The 22849-nt window shown below is 66.7% G+C and carries 22 protein-coding genes and 1 tRNA gene; 21 read left to right on the forward strand and 2 right to left on the reverse strand.

All coding sequences use genetic code 11. The features are described from left to right. The first annotated feature begins 17 nt into the window (after window positions 1–17). The 16 genes from AC3FKH_RS25870 to AC3FKH_RS25945 all read left to right on the forward strand — a co-directional run bounded on the left by AC3FKH_RS25870 (window position 18) and on the right by AC3FKH_RS25945 (window position 14274). Entirely contained in the window at window positions 18–518 is a 501-nt protein-coding gene (locus tag AC3FKH_RS25870) for a sigma-70 family RNA polymerase sigma factor (RefSeq protein ID WP_488678575.1), read from the forward strand. Window positions 519–605: 87 nt separating this feature from the next. Next, window positions 606–1628 (forward strand): FecR family protein, encoded by a 1023-nt coding sequence (locus tag AC3FKH_RS25875; RefSeq protein WP_488678576.1) that lies wholly within the window; start codon window positions 606–608, stop codon window positions 1626–1628. 164 nt (window positions 1629–1792) lie between these two features. Then, window positions 1793–4234 carry a TonB-dependent receptor gene (locus tag AC3FKH_RS25880; RefSeq protein WP_488678577.1) on the forward strand — a complete coding sequence of 814 codons (2442 nt, stop codon included), beginning with the start codon at window positions 1793–1795 and terminating at the stop codon, window positions 4232–4234. A 148-nt stretch (window positions 4235–4382) separates the two neighbouring features. Next, window positions 4383–5282, forward strand: a complete 900-nt coding sequence (locus tag AC3FKH_RS25885; RefSeq protein ID WP_488678578.1) for an EamA family transporter — start codon at window positions 4383–4385, stop codon at window positions 5280–5282. A gap of 75 nt (window positions 5283–5357) precedes the next feature. After that, entirely contained in the window at window positions 5358–5774 is a 417-nt protein-coding gene (locus AC3FKH_RS25890) for an ArsR/SmtB family transcription factor (protein ID WP_483730655.1), read from the forward strand. Between the two features lie 69 nt (window positions 5775–5843). After that, window positions 5844–7193 carry a sulfite dehydrogenase gene (soxC, locus tag AC3FKH_RS25895; RefSeq protein WP_488678579.1) on the forward strand — a complete coding sequence of 450 codons (1350 nt, stop codon included), beginning with the start codon at window positions 5844–5846 and terminating at the stop codon, window positions 7191–7193. Continuing rightward, the gene (locus tag AC3FKH_RS25900; RefSeq protein ID WP_488678580.1) at window positions 7177–8217 is read left to right on the forward strand and encodes a c-type cytochrome; all 1041 of its coding nucleotides are present in this window, start codon (window positions 7177–7179) and stop codon (window positions 8215–8217) included. Before soxC ends, AC3FKH_RS25900 begins: the two co-directional genes overlap by 17 nt. A 117-nt stretch (window positions 8218–8334) precedes the next feature. Continuing rightward, window positions 8335–8661, forward strand: a complete 327-nt coding sequence (locus tag AC3FKH_RS25905; RefSeq protein WP_483709731.1) for a c-type cytochrome — start codon at window positions 8335–8337, stop codon at window positions 8659–8661. A gap of 167 nt (window positions 8662–8828) precedes the next feature. Then, entirely contained in the window at window positions 8829–9284 is a 456-nt protein-coding gene (soxY, locus tag AC3FKH_RS25910; RefSeq protein WP_011299383.1) for a thiosulfate oxidation carrier protein SoxY, read from the forward strand. A gap of 46 nt (window positions 9285–9330) precedes the next feature. Beyond that, window positions 9331–9642 (forward strand): thiosulfate oxidation carrier complex protein SoxZ, encoded by a 312-nt coding sequence (gene soxZ, locus AC3FKH_RS25915; RefSeq protein ID WP_488678581.1) that lies wholly within the window; start codon window positions 9331–9333, stop codon window positions 9640–9642. A 79-nt stretch (window positions 9643–9721) separates the two neighbouring features. Beyond that, on the forward strand, window positions 9722–10180 hold the full coding sequence (locus AC3FKH_RS25920) for a DsrE family protein (RefSeq protein WP_488678582.1): 459 nt from the start codon (window positions 9722–9724) through the stop codon (window positions 10178–10180). 76 nt (window positions 10181–10256) lie between these two features. Next, window positions 10257–11084, forward strand: coding sequence for a sulfur oxidation c-type cytochrome SoxA (gene soxA / locus AC3FKH_RS25925; protein ID WP_488678583.1), 828 nt, complete (start codon window positions 10257–10259; stop codon window positions 11082–11084). A gap of 18 nt (window positions 11085–11102) precedes the next feature. Next, a complete protein-coding gene (soxX, locus tag AC3FKH_RS25930) occupies window positions 11103–11777 on the forward strand; it encodes a sulfur oxidation c-type cytochrome SoxX (RefSeq protein ID WP_488678585.1) in 675 nt (224 codons plus the stop codon). Between the two features lie 10 nt (window positions 11778–11787). Continuing rightward, window positions 11788–12285 (forward strand): TlpA family protein disulfide reductase, encoded by a 498-nt coding sequence (locus AC3FKH_RS25935; protein ID WP_488678586.1) that lies wholly within the window; start codon window positions 11788–11790, stop codon window positions 12283–12285. A gap of 118 nt (window positions 12286–12403) precedes the next feature. Continuing rightward, on the forward strand, window positions 12404–14125 hold the full coding sequence (soxB, locus tag AC3FKH_RS25940; RefSeq protein WP_488678587.1) for a thiosulfohydrolase SoxB: 1722 nt from the start codon (window positions 12404–12406) through the stop codon (window positions 14123–14125). Window positions 14126–14198: 73 nt separating this feature from the next. Continuing rightward, a tRNA-Ala gene (locus AC3FKH_RS25945) sits at window positions 14199–14274 on the forward strand. Between the two features lie 69 nt (window positions 14275–14343). On the opposite strand, the gene AC3FKH_RS25950 is transcribed toward AC3FKH_RS25945, so the two are convergent. Next, entirely contained in the window at window positions 14344–14556 is a 213-nt protein-coding gene (locus tag AC3FKH_RS25950; RefSeq protein WP_488678588.1) for a hypothetical protein, read from the reverse strand. Between the two features lie 160 nt (window positions 14557–14716). After that, window positions 14717–16252: a DHA2 family efflux MFS transporter permease subunit gene (locus AC3FKH_RS25955; protein ID WP_488678589.1), complete on the reverse strand. Its 1536-nt coding sequence runs from the start codon at window positions 16250–16252 to the stop codon at window positions 14717–14719. Between the two features lie 129 nt (window positions 16253–16381). On the opposite strand from AC3FKH_RS25955, the gene AC3FKH_RS25960 reads away from it, so the two are divergent. From AC3FKH_RS25960 to AC3FKH_RS25980, 5 genes are all read left to right on the forward strand, one after another. Further along, the gene (locus tag AC3FKH_RS25960) at window positions 16382–16825 is read left to right on the forward strand and encodes a MarR family winged helix-turn-helix transcriptional regulator (protein WP_488678590.1); all 444 of its coding nucleotides are present in this window, start codon (window positions 16382–16384) and stop codon (window positions 16823–16825) included. A gap of 6 nt (window positions 16826–16831) precedes the next feature. Further along, the gene (locus AC3FKH_RS25965) at window positions 16832–17761 is read left to right on the forward strand and encodes a cation diffusion facilitator family transporter (RefSeq protein WP_488678591.1); all 930 of its coding nucleotides are present in this window, start codon (window positions 16832–16834) and stop codon (window positions 17759–17761) included. Between the two features lie 579 nt (window positions 17762–18340). Continuing rightward, window positions 18341–20257 carry a TonB-dependent receptor plug domain-containing protein gene (locus AC3FKH_RS25970; RefSeq protein WP_488678592.1) on the forward strand — a complete coding sequence of 639 codons (1917 nt, stop codon included), beginning with the start codon at window positions 18341–18343 and terminating at the stop codon, window positions 20255–20257. 42 nt (window positions 20258–20299) lie between these two features. Continuing rightward, complete coding sequence (locus tag AC3FKH_RS25975) at window positions 20300–21646, forward strand: HmuY family protein (RefSeq protein WP_488678593.1); 1347 nt, start codon at window positions 20300–20302, stop codon at window positions 21644–21646. Window positions 21647–21748: 102 nt separating this feature from the next. Then, entirely contained in the window at window positions 21749–22783 is a 1035-nt protein-coding gene (locus AC3FKH_RS25980) for a hemin-degrading factor (protein ID WP_488678595.1), read from the forward strand. The last annotated feature ends 66 nt before the right edge of the window (window positions 22784–22849 follow it).

Consider the following 22849-nt stretch of genomic DNA (forward strand, 5'->3'; position numbering starts at 1 on the left):
TCACAGGCAATCCACCCATGGCCTCGACGCGCCTGCGTGCCCTCGGCCTGTACGTGCACTACCAGGAGCTGGTCAGTACCTGGACGCGCAAGCTCAGCAACCGGCATGAGGCCGAGGATCTGTCCCAGGAAGCCGTGCTGCGCATGCTGGAAGCGAGGGTGGCACCGGAGCATCCGCGCGCCTATCTGCACCAGACCGCGCGCAACCTTGCCGTCGATGCATTCCGGAAGCGGGACGGGCACGAACACCTGGCGCTTGACAGCATCGACGGGTTTCACGCACCCTCCGGGAGTCCCGAGGCGGACATGCACGCCGTGCAGCTGGCTGCGGGACTGGAAGGCGCGCTGGCCGAACTGCCCCTGAAATGCCGGCAGGTCTTTATCTGGCAGCGGCTGGAGGGTTGCTCCCAGCAGGAGATCGCCGAACGCCTGCAAATCTCGAAGAACATGGTCGAGAAGCACATGATCCGCGCCATGCGGCACCTGCGCGACCGACTGGCCCAACTCTCACCTCACTAGAACGATCTTCTCGATGCCTGCCCCACATCTGCCTGGCAGCGTCTGCTCCTCCCCATGCGGCCGGCTTGCGCCCTGGCCGGGAATCCGATGAGCCATCCCAATGATGTTCGCGACGCCGCGGCGAGCTGGTTTTCGCGCAACCGGGCTCCGACGCTTAGCGCGGCACAGCAAGCGGCTTTCACCGCCTGGCTGGCGGCCAGCGCCGAGCATCGCGCCGAGTACGCGGCGCTTGAACGTGTCTGGCAGGTCGCGGGGACCGTCGATCCCGCCGCGCTGCGCAAGCTGGCCGGGGATATGCCGGATGACAACGCGGGCACTGGCATGGCACCGCCGGCCTGGCAAGGATCGCATCGCTGGCGCCCGGCCATGGCCTGCCTGTCCGTGGCGATCGCGCTCGGTATCGGCTGGATGGGCTGGACAGGTTGGCAGCATGGTCCAGCGGATCACGCCGCTGGCACGCGGATCGCCACCAACGGCGAATACCAGACCGCCCCGGGCGAGCGCAGGACCCTGACGCTCGAAGATGGCACGCGCATCGAACTCAATACCCGCACGCGGGTAACGGTTCGCTACGGCGCCGGCCAGCGCGGCGTGGTCCTGGGCGAGGGCGAAGCCATGTTCGAAGTGGCGCACGACGCCGCCCGGCCATTCGTGGTCGATGCCGGCGTCGGCACGGTCACCGTGACCGGTACCCGCTTCGACATGCGCCGGGAAACGTCGGGCGTCGATGTCAGCGTCGAATCCGGGTCGGTGAAAGTCCGGGGCGGCGCCAGGCAGGAAGCCGATACGCGCTTGTCGGCCGGCCTCGGCGCACGCATCGCCACCGACGGCACGGTCACCGCCGCGGCTTCGGTCGACCTGCCCGGCGTGCTGGCCTGGCGCGAAGGCAAGCTCGTCTTCAACGACGCACCGCTCTCCGCCGTGGCAACGGAAGTCTCCCGCTATCGGCAGCAACCGGTGCGCGTGGCGGATGCCGAAACCGGCCGCCTGCGCGTCAGCAGCGTCTTCAGCGCTGACGACACGGCGGGCCTGCTGGCGGCGCTGCCCCAGTTGCTGCCGGTGGGAGTCCGCACCCTGCCGGACGGCAGCAGCGAAATTTTTTCGCACTAGGCAGTCAGGTTTTCCTTCCGGATTTCGTCTTCACCCCGATAGCCAGCGATCTTGCGGCTGTCGTGTTCTGAAGCGATCCAAGAAAACCTGACGTGACACGATATTTTCAAAACACGGGTAACGGGGCCGGCGCAGCCGCCGGGCATGGCGGACGGCGCGGGTCCATGGCTGCGCTGGCGGCCGCCGTCCTGATGAGCATTGCCGCGGCACCCGCCGCCGCCCAGACGGCGCGCGGCGCCGACATGCCCGTCCACATCGATGCCCAGCCGCTGGCCGACGCCTTGCTGCAACTGGGCCGCCAGACCTCGCTGCAGCTCTACTTCCCTCCCGCGCTGGTGGCCGGCAAACGCGCACCAGCCGTGCACGGCAATATGCGGCCCGAAGCCGTGCTGGAATCGCTGCTCAAGGGCAGCGGCATCCAGTACCAGCGCAGCGGCAGCCAAGGCTTTGTCCTGCAGCCAGCCCCGCTGACGCCCGCTGCCGCACCCGTTGCGGGGCCAGACACGCCTGCCCAGGCCACCGCGATGCTGGCGCCCGTGGAAGTCACTGCGTCGCGGACATCGAGCGACCTGGTGCGTCCCACGCGGCAATCGACGGTGCTGGAGCGCGCCGAACTCGACGAGCTGAAGACGGGCTCGGACAGCCTCGCCACGGTGCTGGCCAAGGTCATCCCGGGCATGGCCGACTCCAGCCACACGGTGACCGACTTCGGCCAGACGCTGCGGGGGCGCGGCATGCTGGTGCTGCTGGATGGGATCCCGCTGAACACCAATCGCGACTCGGCGCGCAACCTGGCCAATATCGACCCGGCGCTGGTGGAACGCGTCGAGGTGCTGCGCGGCAGCAGCGCGATCTATGGCGGCGGCGCCACGGGCGGCATCGTTTCGATCACCACCCGGCCGGCCGGCGGCGAATCCAAGGCCGACACCACGGTCTCGATGTCCACGCCGCTCACCCGCCTGCGTGCGGATGGCCTCAGCGCCAACGTGCAGCAGCACTTCTCGGGCAGCAGCGGCATGCTGGACTACGCGTTCGACCTCGGCGCGCGCCATATCGGCAATTCGTATGACGCCAAGGGGCAGCGCATTGCGCCGGAACCCAGCCAGGGCGACCTGTTCGATTCGAACAACTACAACGTCGGCGGCAAGCTCGGCCTGCGCTTTGCCCCCGACCAGCGCGTCCAGCTGGCCGTCAGCCATTTCGATGCCAGCCAGGACACGCGCTACGCCTCCGACCCGAGCGTCGCCAAATTGCCGCCGGGCAGCGTGCAGGCGCGCGCGCTCGACGGGCTGCAGCTGGCCGACCAGAACCAGATCCGCAATACGCTGGTCAACCTGGAATACGAGCACCGGGACCTGCTGGGCAGCCTGGTGGCGGCGCAGTTCTACTACCGCGACTACTACAGCCGCTTCACGCCGTTCGACGCGCGCGCCGTGGCCACGCGCGGCAGCAATGTCGACCAGGCGATGCAGAATTCCGAAGTGTTCGGCAGCCGCCTGACGATCAAGACCCCGCTGGGCGCGGACAAGCGCACCCGCGTGATCTGGGGCATGGACTTCGAGCAGGAAACCAGCGACATGCCCATCGATATCTTCGATCCCCGCGCCTACGACGCCAGTGGCGGCCGGGTCTTCAACAAGACCGGCACGCTGACCTACATGCCGCCGATCACCACGCGCAGCCTTGGCGGGTTCGCGCAGCTGCAGCACAAGTTCAACGAGCAGTGGTCCACCGAGGGTGGCCTGCGCTACCAGTACGCGCGGGCGAGCTTCAGCGACTTCGTGCCGCTGTCGCAGTCGCGTGCGGCCAATCCGGTCGCCGTCAGCGGCGGCTCGGTCGACTACAGCGCCGTGCTGGGCAATATCGGCGTGGCCTACAAGCCCGTGAAGGACCACGAGTTCTATGCCGCCTTCAGCCAGGGCTTCAACCTGCCCGACATCGGCCTGCAGGTGCGCAACGCGCGCACCGGCTTCAATATCGGCTCGTCCGACCTGCAGCCCGTCAAGACCAACAACTACGAACTGGGCTGGCGCGGCGCGTTCGGCAATACGCTCGGCTCGCTGGCGGTCTTCTACACCACCTCGGACCTCGGCGATGTGCAGAGCTTCAACAACGGCCTGATCCTGACGCGCACTGCCGAAAAGATCTTCGGCGTCGAAGCCTCGGCGGACTACCTGTCGACCGACGAACGTTGGGGGGCCGGCGGCACCTTCACCTGGATGCAGGGCCGCGAAACGCCGCAAGGCCGCGACAGCCAGCAGATGACCGGCTACCGCATCCCGCCGCTCAAGCTGACCGGCTACCTGCAGTTTCGTCCAGTGCCGCAATGGAACAACCGCCTGCAGGCCACCTTCTTCGCCGGGCACGACTACCGCCTGAGCGGCGCCGAAAGCTTCGGCCGGCGCGACGTGGGCAGCTACACCACGCTCGACCTGGTCAGCAGCTACCAGGTCACGAAAAGGGACACCGTCACGGTCGGCATCCAGAACCTGCTGAACCGCTACTACTACCCGCTCTATAGCCAGCTCCTGCGCAACAGCAACAACACCAGCCATCTTCCGGCAGCCGGCATTACGCTGACCGCGATGTACCAGCACCGCTGGTAGCCGTCTTCACGATGGCTTGCATACCCGTGACGGGAGCGAAGGCAGATCGAGTAGCCGGGCAAGCCCGAAAACCGCAAGGACATGCAACGCTCCCATCCCACTCACTGATACGCTTGGGGGTTTCCAGAACACGCTGCCCCGGCCCCCAATGCAACCTAAAGACCGCCTCCTTGCCCTAGCCATCGTCTGCGTCTGGGGCATCAACTTCGTTGTCATCAAGGTCGGCCTGGCGGGGGTTCCGCCGATGCTGCTGGGCGCGCTGCGCTTCTGCCTGGTGGTCTTCCCGGCCATCTTCTTCGTGCCGCGCCCGCGCGTGCCGCTGCGCATGCTGCTGGCCTATGGCACGACCATCAGCCTCGGGCAGTTCGCGTTCCTGTTCTATGCGATGGCAGTCGGCATGCCCGCCGGGCTGGCGTCGCTGGTGCTGCAGTCGCAGGTCTTCTTCACGGTGGGGATCGCCGCGCTGTGGCTGGGCGAGCCGGTGCGCTGGCATAACCTGGCCGGCATGCTGGTAGCCGCCTGCGGACTGGTGCTGATCGGTTCGGGCGCTGCAACGGGTACGGTCACTGGGGGCATGAGCGTCGCCGGATTCCTGCTGACGCTGTGCGGCGCGGCCTGCTGGGCGAGCGGCAATATCGTCAGCAAGAAGATCGGTCCGGTCGATCTGCTGGGCCTGGTGGTGTGGGCGGCGCTGATCCCGATCGTGCCGTTCGCGCTGCTGTCGCTGTGGTTCGAAGGACCGGCGCGCATCGCGGCAAGCCTTGCCCATGTCTCCGGCGCAGCAGTGTTCGCGGTACTGTATCTGGCCTTCGCCGCGACCATCTTCGGCTACACCATGTGGGGCCGGCTGCTGACCCGCTACCCGGCCAGCCAGGTGGCGCCACTCACGCTGCTGGTGCCGGTGGTCGGGCTCGTTGCCGCGCACGGGCTGCTGGGCGAAGACCTGTCGCTGGCACAGTGGGCCGGCGCCGCCGTGGTCATGGCGGGGCTGCTGCTCAATGTCTTCGGCGGCCGGTTGTGGGTCGGCCGGCGCTTCGCACGCCGCTGAAGACACGTGAGTTCTGGTGCCGCCGCGCCACTGGCGGCACAATCATGCTGTTCCGCATCAATGGGTAAACACTATATGCGCAATCACGCATATACGAATATATTGGAAGCCATGGAAGAGCTGGATCGCGTGTTCGAAAAGGTGTCGGGTTATTTCAGCCTGCTGGCGGAGCCTACGCGGCTGAAGATCCTGCACGCCCTGTGCGACGGCGAGAAGCCGGTGAACACGGTGGTGGAGACGGTGGGTTCGTCCCAGACCAACGTGTCGCGGCATCTCAACGCGATGTACCGCTCGGGCGTGCTGTCGCGCCGCAAGGAGGCGAACCTGGTGTACTACGCCATTGCGGACGAAAGCGTGGTGGAGCTGTGCCGCACGGTCTGCGTGCAGGTGGCCAGCCGGCTGGAGGACAATGCCCTGGCCTCCGGCGCGGTGGACCGCTTCATGGCCCAGCCCGAACCGCCACCGGCCCGGCGGCGCAAGGCCGCGCAGTAGCCTGGCTCTTCCTGCAGACCGCATCAGAACAGGCGCGCCGCCGTAGCGAGCTCGCCGGAGGAGACGGCATTGCAGGAACGGAATCCGCGCGGGCGCATCGTGCCAGCGCCCGAACACTTCGTCAGCCCCACGCTGCAGCAGGACATCGACCGGCACGGCCTGGACAGCCCGCGCCGTGACTTCCTGCGCAAGAGCTTCCTTGGCGCAGCCGCCGGCCTCGCCGCGGCCGGACTGGGCCGGCGCGCGCTGGCCGTCGATGGCGATCCCGCCATCCTGGAGCCACAGCCGTGGGCCACGACACTGGGCCAGCCAGTGGCGGCGCGTCCATACGGACAGCCTTCGGTCCATGAGAAGAACCTCGTGCGGCGCGAGTCGCCGGGCCTGACGCGCGTCTCGGCGGCCTCGGTCGCATTCGCGCCGCTGCAGGGGCTGTTCGGCATCATCACGCCCAGCGGCCTGCATTTCGAGCGGCACCACCAGGGCTGGCAGGACATCGACCCCGCCCGCCACCTCCTGATGATCAACGGACTGGTCAAGGCGCCGCGCGTCTATACGATGGACGACCTGATGCGCCTGCCGTCGGTGTCGCGCATGCATTTCATCGAATGCGGCGCGAATACCGGCATGGAGTGGGGCAACGTGGCGGTGCCGACGGTGCAGTACACCCACGGCATGCTGTCGTGCTGCGAATTCACCGGCGTGCCGCTCAAGGTGCTGCTGGACGACGCCGGCGCGGACCTGCGCCGCGGCAAGTACCTGCTGGCCGAGGGCGGCGACGGCTCCGGCATGACGCGCACCATCCCGATGGAGCTGGCCGACGAGATCATCGTCGCCTGGGGCATGAACGGCGAGATGCTGCGCCCCGAGAACGGCTACCCGCTGCGGCTGGTGGTGCCGGGCGTGCAGGGCGTGTCGTGGGTGAAGTGGCTGCGCCGGCTGGAACTGGGCGACCAGCCCTGGAACGCCAAGGACGAGACCATCCATTACGTGGACATGATGCCGGACGGCAAGCTGCGCCAGTATTCGTCGATCCAGGAATGCAAGTCGGTCATCACCTCGCCATCGGGCGGGCAGCAGATGGTCGGCAAGGGTTTCTACAACATCAGCGGGCTGGCGTGGTCCGGACGCGGGCGCGTGCGCCGCGTGGATGTCTCGACCGACGGCGGGCGCAACTGGCGCACGGCACGGCTGGAAACGCCGGTGCTGTCGAAGTGCCTGACGCGCTTCAACCTCGACTGGGACTGGGACGGCGGGCCGGCCATCCTGCAAAGCCGCGCGATCGACGAGACCGGCTACGTGCAGCCGAAGATGGCGCAGCTGCGCGCGGTGCGCGGCACGCGCTCGATCTATCACAACAACGCCATCCAGAGCTGGCAGGTGGCCCAGAGCGGGGAGGTGTCCAATGTCCACGTGGGCTGACACGGCGCGCGCGCTGGCGCTGGCGACCGGCTGCATGGCTTCGGCGGCCTGGGCGGGCACGGCCGACACCGCCGCGGCACGCGCGGCATTGGGCCGCACCGCGACCGCGGCCGAAGTCGCGGCGTGGGATATCGACGTACGCCCCGATTTCAAGGGGCTGCCCAAGGGCAGCGGCACGGTGGCGCAGGGGCAGAAGATCTGGGACGGCAAGTGCGCGTCGTGCCACGGCGATTTCGGCGAATCGAATGAAGTCTTCTCGCCGATCGTCGGCGGCACCACGGCCGACGATATCCGCAGCGGCCGCGTCGCGGCGATGACCGGCAACCAGCCGTACCGCACCACGCTGATGAAGGTCAGCACGGTCAGCACGCTATGGGACTACATCCACCGCGCCATGCCGTGGAATGCGCCGCGCAGCCTGAGCGCCGACGACGTCTATGCCGTCACGGCGTACCTGCTCAATCTGGGCGAGATTGTGCCGGCCGACTTCACGCTGTCGGACGCGAACATCGCCGAGGTGCAGCGCAAGATGCCGAACCGCAACGGCACGACCACGGACCACGGCATGTGGCCAGGGCGCGGAAGGCCGGATACGCACAACACGGCGTGCATGAAGGACTGCGAAGCGACGGTGAAGGTAGTCTCGGCCATGCCGGACTACGCGCGCGATTCGCACGGTGACCTGTCGCAGCAGCAGCGCGCGTTCGGGCCGACGCGCGGCGTTGCGGCGCTGGCTTCCGCGCAAGCCGTACCGGTTGCTGCGGCGCCAGTGGCGCCTGGGGCCAGACTGACCGGCCAGTACCAATGCATGGCCTGCCATGCGCTCGACCGCAAAGTGGTGGGACCGTCATTTTCGGAGATCGCCGGGAAATATCGCGGGCAGGGTGATGCCCACGCCGCGCTGGAGCGCAAGGTCAAGGCGGGCGGGCAGGGCGCGTGGGGCAGCGTGCCGATGCCGCCGCAGCCTCAGATTCCCGATTCGGACATCCGCGCCATGGTGGGGTGGATTCTTGAGGCAAAATAGCGGGCTGGCCGCTGGAGTGCCCCCAGGCGGCGGCCAGCGTGTGTTGCGCCGCAGCGCAGTCCGGTTGTGGCGTTGCCTTTGCCGTCCCCACGGCTATACAAAGCTTGGAGCTTAATAATGAAGCAGTTTGTCATCGCAGCGCTGATGCTTGGCGCCGCCGCATCGGCCCACGCGGTCGATGCCGCCAAGGCACAGGAGATTGCCAACAAGAACGCCTGCATGGGTTGCCACCAGGTCGACAAGAAGCTGGTTGGTCCCGCCTACAAGGACGTGGCCGCCAAGTACAAGGGCGACAAGAACGCCCTTGCGACCCTGGTCAAGAAGGTCAAGACCGGTGGTTCGGGCGTGTGGGGTCCTGTGCCGATGCCCGCCAACACCGGTCTGAGCGACGCCGAGGCGAAGACCGTGGTCGAGTGGGTCCTGGCTGGCGCGCCGGCCAAGTAAGCACCGGCCCGCAAGGGCCAGCGCACCGATGCAACAGGCCGGCCGGCATGCGCCGCGCGGGCCTGGACACAGAGCACAGCGGCCGGCCAAGCACCGGCCGCATGCAGCAAGCACCGCCCTGGCGGTCGACCACGACTGGGAACGGAGTAGCCGGAGAGCAAAGCACAATGAATTCCAAACGAAGAGAAGTACTGCGGGTCACCGCTGTCCTGTCGCTGATGGCCGCAACGGGCCTGATCACCGAAGCGCAGGCAGCCGAGTGGAACAAGACCGCTTTTGACGGCAAGAGCGTGGCCGATGTCATCAAGGCCCTCGGCGGCAGTGGCACGGAAAAGAGCACCGCCATCACCTTCAACGCCCCGGATATCGCCGAAAACGGCGCCGTGGTGCCGGTGGCCGTGACCAGCACGATCCCGGATACCGAGCAGATCGCCATCCTGGTCGAGAAGAACCCGAACACGCTGGCCGCGGATTTCGTGATCCCGGCGGGCACCGAACCGTTCGTCTCCACGCGCGTGAAGATGGGCCAGACCTCCGTGGTGCATGCCGCGGTCAAGGCCGGCGGCAAGTGGTACGTGGCATCCAAGGAAATCAAGGTCACCTTGGGCGGCTGCGGCGGCTGAGCCCCGCGCCCCGCGACACCACGAACATCTGCAACAGGAGAGAACCATGGCAGACCCGATGCGCGTACGCGCCACCGAAAACGGCGGCGTGACAGACGTCAAGATTCTGATGAAGCACGACATGGAAACCGGCCAGCGCAAGGACAGCGCCGGCAAGACCATTCCGGCGTGGCATATCCAGACCGTGATCGCCCAGTGCAAGGGCAAGGAAGTGTTCCGCGCCCAGTTCGGCCCGGCGGTGTCCAAGGACCCGTTCCTGAACTTCAAGTTCAAGGGCGGCGCCAAGGGCGACAAGGTCACCGTGACCTGGGTCGACAACCACGGCGACAAGCGCACCGACGAAGCGACCATCGCCTGATCAGCGACGCATAGGCGGCCCGGCGCGCGCGGCTGTCGTCTGCTATGGTTCTGGTCGGAAACTGACCTCGGGAACAATCATGCGGCGAGCATTTATTCGGGCATCGGCGGCACTGGCCGCCATCGGACTGGCGGCCAGGGCGGCGGCGCAGACGGCGCCGGCCGCGCCGGCAGGCAAGCGCGGGCGCGTCAAGGTGGTGTACCAGCTTTCGGAAGGCATCGACCAGGCGGTGCGCGCGATGGGCAACCTGCGCAACCACCTGAACGGCGCGCCCGACACCAAGCTCGTCGTGGTCGCCTTCGGCTACGGCGTCGATTTCCTGGTGGAGGGCGCCAAGGATTCGCGCGGCAATACGTTTGACGGCCCGGTGGGCGCGCTGGCTTCGGCCGGCGTGGAATTCCGCGTCTGCCGCAATACGCTGAACGCACGCAAGATCTCCGAGTCGAGCCTGCTGATGGAGTCGAAGATCGTACCGGCCGGCGTGGTGGAAATCGCCCGCCTGCAGTTTGACGAAGGCTACGCCTACATCAAGCCTTGAGGATGGCCCGGGCAAGGGACGGCCCGGCAACAGAAGAATGACCCGGCGCACGAGCGGCCGGGAGGAGAAGCCCCCAATGACCAAGATCCGACGCCTTGCCACGGGCGCCGCGCTGGCCGCGGCCGGTGCGACTGCGCTGACCCTGGCGGCCGCCGTGCACGCGCAGGGCAGCACCGCCGACGAAATCGCCAAGTACCGCCAGATGCTGGCCGAAGGCAATCCCGCCGAGCTGTGGGAAGCCGCCGGCGAAGAGCTGTGGAAAAAGCCCGCCGGCCCGAAGAACGTCTCGCTCGAACAGTGCGACCTGGGCAAGGGCCCGGGCGTGACCAAGGGCGCCTACGCCGAACTGCCGCGCTACTTCAAGGACACCGGCAAGGTGATGGACCTGGAGCAGCGCCTGGCTTATTGCCGCGTGACGCTGCAGGGCCTGACCCAGGAACAGGCGATGGCCAATCCGTTCTCGTCGTCGGGCAAGCCGTCGGACATCGAGCGCCTGGTTTCGTACCTGACCGCCGAATCGCGCGGCGTGAAGATGAACGTGCAGCTGAGCCACCCGGAAGAGCAGCGTACCTACGCGCTCGGCCAGAAGATGTTCTTCTACCGCGGCGGCGCCTATGACTTTGCCTGCGCCACCTGCCACGCGGTGGACGGCCAGCGCATCCGCCTGCAGGACCTGCCCAACCTGCTGACCGAGAAGGGCGCGCAGGCCGCCTACACGACGTGGCCGGCCTACCGTGTCTCGCAGGGCGAGGTACGCACCATGCAGCACCGCCTGTACGACTGCCTGCGCCAGCAGCGCTTTCCCGAGCCGGCCTACGGCTCGGACGTGATCACCGCCCTCACCATGTTCCTGGCCAGGAACGCCAACGGCGGCACCTACGATGGCCCCGCCATGAAGCGCTGACCAGCACGGGAGACAGACATGCAACGATTCACCAAGCAACACGGGGTGTGGGCGGCTGCCGCGCTGGCGCTGGCCGCGAGCACCGGCGCGAGCGCGCAGGACAGCGCCAGGACCAAGCCGGCGGCGAAGGCAAAGGTCGCCGCCGTCAGCAGCGCCGACATGAAGCACCTGATCGAAGGCTCGTTCACTTCGAAGGGGCCGGCCACGGTCGAGGGCGTGCTCAACCAGGACGCCATGCAGCAGGCCTGCAGCCAGTACCCGGACCGCTCCAAGGTGCCGGCGGCGACGGCCAAGAAGATCGAAGCCGCGGAGCTGAAGCAGGTCAGGTATCCGGCCGACGGCAAGTGGCTCGGGGACTGGAAGGAAGGCGAGAAGGTTGCGCAGAACGGCCGTGGCATGCAGTTCACGGACCAGGTCGGGGGCACCAACGGCGGCAATTGCTATGCCTGCCACCAGATGACCAAGGCGGAGATCTCGTTCGGCAATATCGGCCCGTCGCTGTACCAGTACGGCAAGCTGCGCGGCAATTCCGAGGACGTGGTCAAGTACACCTGGGGCAAGATCTGGGACTCCAGCGCCTATGCGGCCTGCTCCAACATGCCGCGCTTCGGCCACAAGGGCATCCTGACCGAAACGCAGATCCGCGACGTGATGGCGCTGCTGCTGGACCCGGCTTCGCCGGTCAACCAGTAAGGGCACGGGCATGCTGCGCGCTCGCACCGCCTTCATCGCGTGGCTGCTGGCCGTTGGCCTGGTGGCAGGCGCCGGCAGCGCGGGCGCGCTGGAGATCGGCGACACCGTGCGGCTGCCCGATGTGCAGACGCTCGATGGCCGCACCGTCAGCGCCGCATCGCTCGCCGGCAAGCCGCTGATCGTCGAGGTGTGGGCCTCGTGGTGCCCGTTCTGCGCCATGCAGAACCCGCGCCTGCAGAAGCTCTACGAGCGCACGCGCGGCACGCCGCTGCAAGTGCTGACCATCAGCATCGACAAGGATCCGCGCGAGGCGGCCGAGTACCTGCGCAAGCGCGGCTACACCTTTCCGGTCACGATGGATTCGCCGGCATTGCGCAGCGCCATCAGCCCGCGCAAGGGCCTGCCGGAGCTGTATGTGATCGACGCGCGCGGGCGCGTGGTGCAGAAGGAAGTGGGCGAGATGCTCGAAGACGAGGTCGCGGCGCTCGACCGGTACGCGAAGCCCTGAACATTGCCTTGCCGCGCACGGACGCCGATCCGCGCTCGGCCAACTTGAAACGATGCCGGAACGCCCCGCATGCCTTGCAGGGGCGCGAACCGGCACGCCGATTCCAGGAAGAGACGACATGAACCGACGCGAGTTCCTGCAGGTGCTGGCCATCGCCGGCGCCGGTGGCATGAGCTTTCCTGCCAGCGCGGCCCAGGCGGCGAAGTCCGCCGAGGCCATGTATGACCTGCCGCGCTTTGGCAATGTCCACCTGCTGCATTTCACCGACTGCCATGCGCAGCTGCGGCCGGTGTACTTCCGCGAACCCAACGTCAACCTTGGCATCGGCGCCTATGCCGGCAAGCCGCCGCACCTGGTCGGCGACGCGCTGCTGCGCCACTACGGCATTCGCCCCGGCACGCCGCAGGCGCATGCGTTCACCTACCTGGACTTCAACGAGGCCGCACAGCGCTATGGCAAGGTCGGCGGGTTTGCCCATCTGGCCACGCTGGTCAAGCGCATGAAGGCCAGCCGGCCCGGCGCGCTGCTGCTAGATGGCGGCGATACGTGGCAAGGCTCCGCCACCGCGCTGTGGACCAAGGGCCAGGACATGGTCGACGCGGCGCTGGCGCTCGGCGTCAATGTCATGACGCCGCACTGGGAAATGACGCTCGGCGCCGACCGCGTCAAGGAGATCGTCGAGAAGGACTTCAAGGACAAGGTCTCGTTCCTGGCGCAGAACATCAAGACCAACGACTTCGGCGATCCGGTCTTCGATCCATACGTGATGCGCGACATCAACGGGGTGGCGGTGGCCATCATCGGCCAGGCCTTCCCGTACACGCCAATCGCCAACCCGCGCTACTTCGTGCCGGACTGGACCTTCGGCATCCAGGAAGAGAACCTGCAGCAGGTCATCGACGACGCGCGCAGCAAGGGTGCCCAGGTGGTCGTGCTGCTGTCGCACAACGGCATGGACGTCGACCTGAAGCTGGCGTCGCGCGTGCGCGGGCTCGACGCGATCCTGGGCGGCCACACGCATGACGGCATGCCGGCGCCGGTGCCGGTGAAGAATGCGGGCGGCACCACGCTGGTCACCAACGCGGGCTCCAACGGCAAGTTCCTCGGCGTGCTGGACTTCGACGTGAAGAACGGCAGGGTGACGGATTTCCGCTACCGCCTGCTGCCGGTGTTCGCCAACTACCTGCCGGCCGATCCGGCCATGGACGCGCTGATCAGGAAGGTCCGCGCCCCGTACGAACAGAAGCTCGGCGAAGTGCTTGCCGTGAACCGCGGCCTGCTGTACCGGCGCGGCAATTTCAACGGCACGTTCGACCAGCTGATCCTCGACGGCCTGATGGAGGTGCAGGGCGCGCAGATTGCGTTCTCGCCGGGCTTCCGCTGGGGCACCACGCTGCTGCCGGGCGAGGCCATCACCATGGAACACCTGATGGACCAGACCGCCATCACCTACCCGTACACCACGGTAACGGACATGAGCGGCGAGACCATCAAGACCATCCTGGAAGACGTGGCCGACAATCTGTTCAACCCGGATCCGTACTACCAGCAGGGCGGCGACATGGTGCGCGTGGGCGGGTTGCAGTACACCATCGATCCGAACGCCGGCATGGGGAAACGCATCAGCGACATGCGCCTGAACGGCCAGCCATTGGACGCTGGCAAGACCTACAAGGTGGCCGGCTGGGCGCCCGTGGCCGAAGAGGCGCGCCAGACCGGCGGTGCGCCGATCTGGGACGTTATGGCCCAGTGGCTGCGGGCCAGCAAGGAAGTCAGCGCTCGCCCGCTCAACCAGCCGCGCGTGGTCGGCATGGAGCGAAATCCGGGCATGGCGGCGTGATGTTGTGCGGGGTCGTCACCCGGCGGGTACCGATTGAAGCGTCAAACGGAAGTAGGCTACAATCATCCGCGACGGGCCGATAGCTCAGCTGGGAGAGCGCTGCGTTCGCAATGCAGAGGTCGGGAGTTCGATCCTCCTTCGGTCCACCAGATACAAGAAGGGCTCGGAATTCGTTCCGAGCCCTTTTGCTTTTTGCCTTCCGCTTCCTTCGCCGTGCCTCACGCCACCCGCGGCCCCCGCCTCGCCTTCAGCGCCGAAGGCCGTACCTGTTGCAGCGCCCGCAATGACTGCAGCGCATCCTCCACCGCCTCGATCCCGTCACGCAGGCGTGCCGTGGCATAGCCAAGCCGGCTTTGCATATCCGGGTCCGGCGCGGACAAATGCTCGAGCGCATCGACCTCCGCCTGCATCTGGCCAATCAGGCGGCGCAATTGTGATGTGCTATGCGAAGCAAGCGACCGGATTGCCATGCGAACTCCTTGGACGTCGACATCGGGGGCGCAATGTGTACGGTAGTACGTCACAGCAGGATCGCCAGCGCTGTTACGTCTCCATACACCTGTCTCGTCTCTTGCAGGCATCGGCAGCCGGTCAGTCCATCGCCGCGTGCGCCACGTCGGCCGGAACCTGCCGGGCGGGGCGAACCAGCAGGATCAGCGGTACGACCAGCAGCGTGGCGATGAACATCACCTTGAAATCGTTGAGGTAGGCGATCATCGACGCCTGCTGGTTGATGGCATGGTTCAGCGCCAGCAGGTCGGTGCGCGAGCCGTTCGCGACCATCGACTGCAGGTTCGGGTTGAAGACGCTGACATGCGCGGCCAGGTCGGCGTGCGCGACCTGCGTGTTGCGCGTCATCAGCGACTGGATGACCGAGATGCCGATGCTGCTGCCGATATTTCTCACCAGGCTGTAGGTGGCGGTGCCATCGGCACGCAGATCCGGCCGCAACGTGGAAAACGTCAGCGCGCTGAGCGGCACGAATACCAGCCCAAGCCCGAAACCCTGGATCACGCCGGGCCAGACGATATCGGACATCGACAGCACAATGGTGTAGTGCATCATCTGCCACAGGGCAAACGCCGAGATCAGGAACCCCGACAAGAGCAGCAGCCGCGCGTCGATGCGTCGCAGCAGGCGGCCCGCCAATAGCATCGCCACCATGGTGCCGGCGCCGCTTGGCGCGGTGACCAGGCCGGTGGTGGCCACGGGATACTGCATCAGGCCCTGCAGCATCGGCGGCAGCAGCGCGCGCGTCGCGTACATGACCGCGCCGATGACGAAAATGAAGCAGGTGCCGGTGGCGAAGTTGCGGTCCTTCAGCAGTTCATAGCGGAAGAAGGACTTCGAACCCGCGGTGGCCGTATGCACGACGAAGTAGGCGAAGCTGACGAGCGCCAGCATCGCCTCGATGCGGATTTCGAGCGAGCTGAACCAGTCGAGCTGCTCGCCGCGGTCCAGCATGGCCTGCAACGCGCCGATGGCCAGGCTCAGCGTGGCAAAGCCGAACGCGTCGAACCGGACTTCGCGGCGCGGCGGCCGGTCGGGCAGGAAGGTCATGACCCCGAACATCGCGAACGCGCCGATCGGCACATTGATGAAAAACACCCAGCGCCAGTTGTAGCTGTCGGTCAGCCAGCCGCCCAGCGTCGGGCCGAGGATCGGGCCGACCATCACGCCCATGCCCCAGATCGCCATGGCCTGGCCTTGCCGCGAGGGCGGGTTGATGTCGAGCAGGATGGACTGCGACAGCGGCACCAGCGACGCTCCGAAGATCCCCTGCAGCAGGCGCGCTGCCACGATCTGCGGCAGCGTGTCGGCCAGTCCGCAAAGGGCCGAGGCCACGGTGAAGCCGCCGATGGCGACCAGCAGCAGCTTTTTCACGCCCAGGCGGTCCGACAGCCACCCGGTCAGCGGCGTGGCGATGGCCGCCGCCACGATGTACGAGGTCAGCACCCACGTGATCTCGTCCTGCGATGCCGACAACGCGCCCTGCATATGGGGCAGCGCGACATTGGCGATGGTGCTGTCCAGCGTCTGGATCAGCGTGGCCAGCATGATCGATACCGTGATCATCGGCCGGTTCAGTGGCGTGTCGGCGCCGGCCTGCCGGGCAATGGAAGACATGGGAGACGATGGGGGCTGTTCGATTGATAAGCGTGCTTATTATATGGCCGGTCAGGCCTTGTGCGCTGGCTCCGCACGGGCCGTGTGCCGGCCCGTTCACTGTCATGGTTCTTCGGCTATAGTCGCGCGATGGAATCGGAATCGGAAAAACGCCTTGGCTTCCTGGTCACCGACGTGGGCCGCCTGTGCGGCAAGCGCTTCGACGACCTGGCGAAGTCCACGCTGGACCTCACGCGCGCGCAATGCCGCGCGCTCGTCTACCTGGCCCACCACGGCGAGATCAACCAGGCCAGCCTGGCCGACATTCTCGAGGTGGCGCCGATTTCGGCGGGGCGGCTGCTCGACCGCATGGAGGAGGGCGGCTGGATCCTGCGCCGGCCCAACCCGGACGACCGCCGCGAGCGTCTCGTGCAGATGACCGGCAAGGCCCGCAAGGCGCTGGACCGGGCGCGGCGCGTCGGCGACGAGATCGCCGGCGAAGCCATGCGCGGCTTCACGCCGCAAGAGCAAGAACAACTGATCACCCTGCTGCAGCGCGTGCGCGCCAACCTGGTCGCCGCGGTGGAGCGCTGAACCGTCATGCCCCTTCAGGATCCTTCCGTGCGCCGCGCAGCGGACGCACACGCCGATTACCTTGCCGGCCGGCGCAGCACGCTGGTCAGTGTCGCGGTCAATATCGGCCTAAGCCTGGCCCAGGCCGTGGCGGGGCTGTGGGCGGGCTCGCAGGCGCTGCTTGCCGACGCGCTGCACTCGCTGTCCGACCTGGTGTCGGACTTCGTCGTCCTGCTGGCCGGGCACCACGGCCGCAAGGACCCGGACTCCGATCACCAGTACGGCCACCGACGCTACGAAACCGCCGCCTCGCTGGTACTGGGCTGCCTGCTGCTGGCGGTCGGGTTGGGCATGCTGTGGTCGGCGGTCGGCAAGATCCAGCATCCGCAGGGTGCCCAGGCGGTCAAGCCGATCGCGCTCTGGGTCGCCGCGGTCGCGCTGCTGTCCAAGGAACTGCTGTTCCGCTACATGCTGGCCGTGGCCAAGCGGGTGCGCTCTGGCATGCTGGTGGCCAATGCCTGGCACGCGCGCTCGGATGCCGCGTCCTCGCTGGTGGTGGCGCTGGGCATTGGCGGCAACCTGCTCGGCTACCACGTGCTCGATCCGGTGGCCGCCGTCGTGGTCGGCCTGATGGTGGCGCGCATGGGCGCGAAGTTCGGCTGGGATGCGCTCAATGACCTGATGGACCGCGCCGCCGATGCCGAAACCGTCGAGGCTATCCGGCACACCATCCTCGAAACGCCGGGCGTGCTGGGCGTCCATGACCTGCGCACGCGCAAGATGGGCGACCAGATACTCGTCGACGTGCACCTGGAAATCGATGCCAACCTCACGGTTGCCCAGGGCCATGCCATCGCCGCCGAAGCGCATCGGCGCACCGTGGTCAGCCACGGCGTGCTGAACGTCATGACCCATGTCGATCCGGTATACACCTCCGCGCCCCGAGCGCCGCACTGAGCGCCCTGTGGATATCTGCGCCCCGGCCTGGGGATAACTGCGCGGGAAAGCTGTGCCCCGCCTGGGGGTGCGCTGTGAGCCGTATACGGACAAAACGAGCGCCGTTTTTGCCGACGTATACGGATGGTCCCGGATATCCCGGTGCACCGGCCATCGCTCCATAGGGTTGTCTTTATTGCAACGCCTTGATCCACAAGGGAAAAGCAGGGTTATCCACGCCCCGGCGCGACGTTTACCTACTACTACTATCTACGTATACGTAAACAGTATTAAAGACAGCAGTCAGGTCATTCCTGGCAGCGAAGAATCAGGTTTACGGATGCTGCCTAATCGCGGCGTATACGTACCGCGCCCCGCCTTTCCAAGCGTCGCTCCCTGAAGCTTGCCGCACAGCACCGCGAGAAGCCGTGGCGATTGTGAACTCCACAGCTTATTGTAGATGAGAATGTTAACCATTATCATTTGCATCTCGTCGAAACGTATACCTCCGTTGTGCGCTCAAATCGTTGCTCTCGCCACCATCGGCCCCTCGATATCGTTATCGCCATCGCATTGCTCTGCCCATGGTTGGCACCAGCCGTGGCCGAGGCAGCCGACGCGGATGCCCTGCCGACCGTCGTGGTCACCGGCACCCGCTCGGAGAAAACACTCGATGAAACGCCGGTGCGCACCGAGGTGGTCGACGGCAAGGAGATCGCGCGCACCCATGCCCGTACGCTCAAGGACGCGCTCGAAAACGTGCCCGGCCTCCAGTTGCGGGAGATCCATGGCAAGTCCGGCTACGAAGTCACGCTGCAGGGCATGACCAGCGACCAGGTGCTGATCCTGATCGACGGCCTGCCGGTCAGCGCCAGCACCGGCTCGACGGTGGATGTGTCGCAGTACCTGCTGACCGAAGTCGATCGTGTCGAGGTGGTCAAGGGAGCGAGTTCGGCCCAGTACGGCAGCTCGGCGATGGGCGGCGTGATCAACGTCATCACCCGCCCGATCGCCCGCGGGTTCGCGGGGGCGGTGTCGGCCGACGGGGGCTCCTACGGCTCGCAGAACGCCGATGGCAGTCCCGGACTGCTGCACGGCAATGTCCGGGTCGAAGGCGGTGGAGAAACCTGGCGCGCGCGCGTGAGCGCCGATGCGCTCGACAACAAGGGCTTTGCGGTGGATCCCGATGGCTGGACGCGCCACGGCGATGCCGTGCGCCGCGAGCAATATGCCGGCCGCCTCGAGTGGCTGCCGTCCGCCGCCGGCAACTTCTGGATCGATGCCAGCGCCTATCGCGAGAACGACGAGCAGCGCTACCAGTACTACGCGCCGCCGTTCTACGTGCCGCAGCGCAAGACCGAGGACATCTCGCGCAACCGCTTCACCGGCGGCGGAAAATGGCGCTTCGACAATGGCCTGACCGCGCGTCTTGCCGGCGTGACCGAAGACTACGACAGCACCACGCACGAGTACTCGAACAACTTCCAGACCGCCACGCGCAACGCTTCCATGCGCACCGACCACGTCTCGCTGCAGCTCGACCTGCCGGCGTGGAAGTCCCAGCTCTGGCAGGTCGGCGGCGACTTCCACCACGAAACCCTCAACCAGACGGCCAACGGCACCTCCGAATTGCTCGGCAACGCGGCGCGCACCGCCAGCGAGCTTTATGTGCAGGACGACATCATCCTCAGCGATACCTGGGAGATCGTGGCCGGGCTGCGCGGCCAGCACGATTCCGATTTCGGCAGCCATTTCGCGCCCAAGCTCGGCGTGCGCGCGAACCTGCTGGCGAGCGAAGACTGGAAGGGCGTGGCGCGTGCCAACTTCGGGCAGGGCTATCGCGTGCCCAACCTGAAGGAACGCCATTTCCTGTTCGATCACAGCTCGCTCGGCTACATGGTGCTCGGCAACCCGAACCTGAAGCCGGAGTCGTCCAACAGCTTCCAGCTGGGCGGCACGCTGAGCTGGCGCGACCGCGTGACGGTGGACACCAACCTGTTCTACAACCGCGTCACGGACCTGATCCAGACCGACATGAGCAACTTCGCCGTGGTCAACGGTGTGGCGCTCTACACCTACCGCAACGTCGCGCGGGCCCGCACGCAAGGCATCGAGACCTCGGTGCGCTGGCAGGCGACCAGCCGGCTCGGCCTGAACGCCGCCTACACCTACACCGATACCGAAGACCTCGACACCGGCACCGAACTCACCCGCCGCCCGCGCAGCATGGCGCGCCTGGGGCTGGACTGGCGCGTGTTCTCCCGCACCGACCTTTCCGTGCGTGGCCGCTTCCAGAGCAGCGAACTGGTGGATTCCACCACGGGCGCGCGCTCGCCCGGCTGGTCCACGCTCGATCTCGTGCTGAACCAGAAGATCGGCCGCGGCGTGACGGCGTTTATTGGCGTCAACAACCTGTTCGACCGCCAGCGCGATTTTTCCAATGCCAGCGACTTCGGCCCCGTGGCAGGCCGCTTCATCTATCTCGGCGCGCGCTTCAACACCGACGGCGCCTTCTGATTCATCGGGGAACACAGGGAAATCACAGGAGAGGAACTTGCAATGAATCGCATCTCGATATCCACGCTAGTCGCCATCGCGACAGCACTGGTACTGGCCGCTTGCGGCGGTGGCGGCGATGACGCCGGCACCAGCGCAGGCACCAGCGGCAGCTCCGGCAATTCCGGCAATTCCGGCAACTCCGGGAATTCCGGTTCGGACAATAGCGGAAACGGTGGCAACACCGGCGGCACGACCAATCGCTTCACGCAGTCCGCCAAGTGGACCTTCGCCATGCCCGCCAGCGGCAGCGCCATCTGCTATGACTTCAACGCGAAGGCCGAAGTCGCCGACTGCTCGGGCAATGCCTGGGACCTGAAGGTCAAGGGCAGCGGCATGACCGCGTCGCTGTGGACCAACAGCGGCACCAGCGGCACCGGCGCGGGTGGCGCGTTCGGCGGCCCGTTCGACCACACCTGGGCCGAACTGCAGACCTGGCAGAACGCCACCACCGATCCAAAGCGTGGCGCCATTCCGGGCACGCTGTTCTTCAAGGATGCGGCCAGCGGCGTGTTCTCGGGCACCAACGATATCGCCTCGGCCGTATTCGAGTACGGCGTGGGCGGTGCCAACGACCACCTGCTGTACCCGAACTTCCGCACCATCCTGATCACCACCGACAGCACCAGGCCCGATCCGGTCGGCACCTCCGTTTCGCCGGTCTTCGCGCTGCAGGTCACGGGCTACTACGGCGGCCCGGGTGGCACCACGTCAGGCAATCCGTCATTCCGCTGGGTAGACCGCAGCGACGTGAGCCAGACCGTGCGCACCGCCCAGGTCAGCGCGGCGAGCGACTGGGTCTACTACGACCTCCAGGCCGGCGCCGTGACGACCGCCTCGGGCAACTGGCACATCGCGTTCAACCGCTACAACTTCAAGCTCAACGGCGGCGAATCCGGCAGCGGCAAGGTCGCCGGCTATGTCGGCAGGACGCCGGCCGGCTTCTACGACGCCGACCAGAAGCCGGTGCCCGCCAAGTTCACGGACTCGTCGAACCTGGCCGCGACCTTGTCCGACCTGACCTCGGCAAGCCTCGATGTGCCTGCTGCCGCCAGCGCATGGGTGAAGGACAGCACGGCGTCGTCGCTGAATCCTAAGCCGACCGGCAGCTACCCGGACCCGATGAACTTCGGCTGGTACACGTATTACCCGACTGCCACCGCTGCCGCGTCGGCCGGGCTGCCTTCCGTGGGTCACCTGATCCAGGCCAATGCAGACGGCGCCAGCCTGCTGCGCGGCGGCGAGGGCAATACCTATGCCCGCTTCCACCTGACGCAGATCGCGTACGCGGACCCGATGAGCCCGTCCAGCAAGCAGACCTGGACCATCGAGTTCGACGTGCAGCCCTGACGCGGCACCACAGCGGCGCGGGCCACGCGCCGCGGCCCTGCGGGGATGCGGTCCCAAGCCCTCGCCGCCTTCTCACGAACGTTATTCGCAAGACTTATCCACATGGAACACGACAGCATCGAAACTCTGCGCGCCCGTCACCAGCAACTGGTCCATGATTCGCCCAGGCTGCGCATCCGCGAACGCGCGCTGCGCCTTGGCGTGCCCGAAGCCGCGCTCGTTGCCGCCGGATGCGGCGTGACTTCGCAGGAACTGGCCGGTCCCGCGCAGGCGCTGTTCCGCGAACTCGGCACGCTGGGCCGCGTCATGGCGTTGTCGCGCAATGACTCGGCCGTGCATGAGCGCCACGGTGCCTACCTCGACATCCAGGCAGGAGGCCCGGTCGGCATCGTGCTCGGTCCGGATATCGACCTGCGCATGTTCTTCGCGAGCTGGAAGTACTTCTATGCCGTGACGGAGAACGGTCGCCAGAGCCTCCAGTTCTTCGACCAGCGCGGCGAGGCCGTGCACAAGGTGTATCGCACCGAACAGAGCGACGGTGCCGCGTGGGATGCGCTGGTGGCGCGCTTTGCCGCGGCCAGCCAGACGCCGGTCGTGGCCGAGCCGCTGGCCCGGACCGAAGAGGCCGATGCGCCCGGCGACGCCACCGCGTTGCGCGCGCACTGGCGCGGGCTCACCGACACGCACGACTTCTTTGGCATGCTTCGCCATTTCAAGGTGTCGCGCCTTGGCGCGCTAAACGCGGTGGGCCAGGACCTCGCACAGAAGGTTGCCAACGATACCGTCGAAATCATGCTGATGCGTGCCGCGGACACTGCGCTGCCGATCATGTGTTTCGTGGCCAACCCGGGCATCGTGCAGATCCACACCGGCCCGGTCAGCAAGCTGGTGCGCACCGGCCCGTGGTTCAACGTGCTCGACGAAACCTTCAACCTGCACCTGAACACCGACGCCGTGGTGTCGTCGTGGGTCGTCAACAAGCCGACCAGCGATGGCTGGGTGACCTCGCTCGAACTTTATGGCGCGGATGGCGAGCTGATCGTGCAGTTCTTCGGCGATCGCAAGCCGGGCAAGCCGGAGCTGCCGGCATGGCGCCAGTTGCTGCAATCGCTGTGCGGGCAGCCGCTGGCGGCTTAACGGTTCGGGGAGGAAAAATCATGGACCATCCGCGCAGAAGGCGAGCGCTGAAGTCGCTGGGCACGC

The organism is Cupriavidus sp. 21MJTG02-4, from assembly GCF_057798975.1.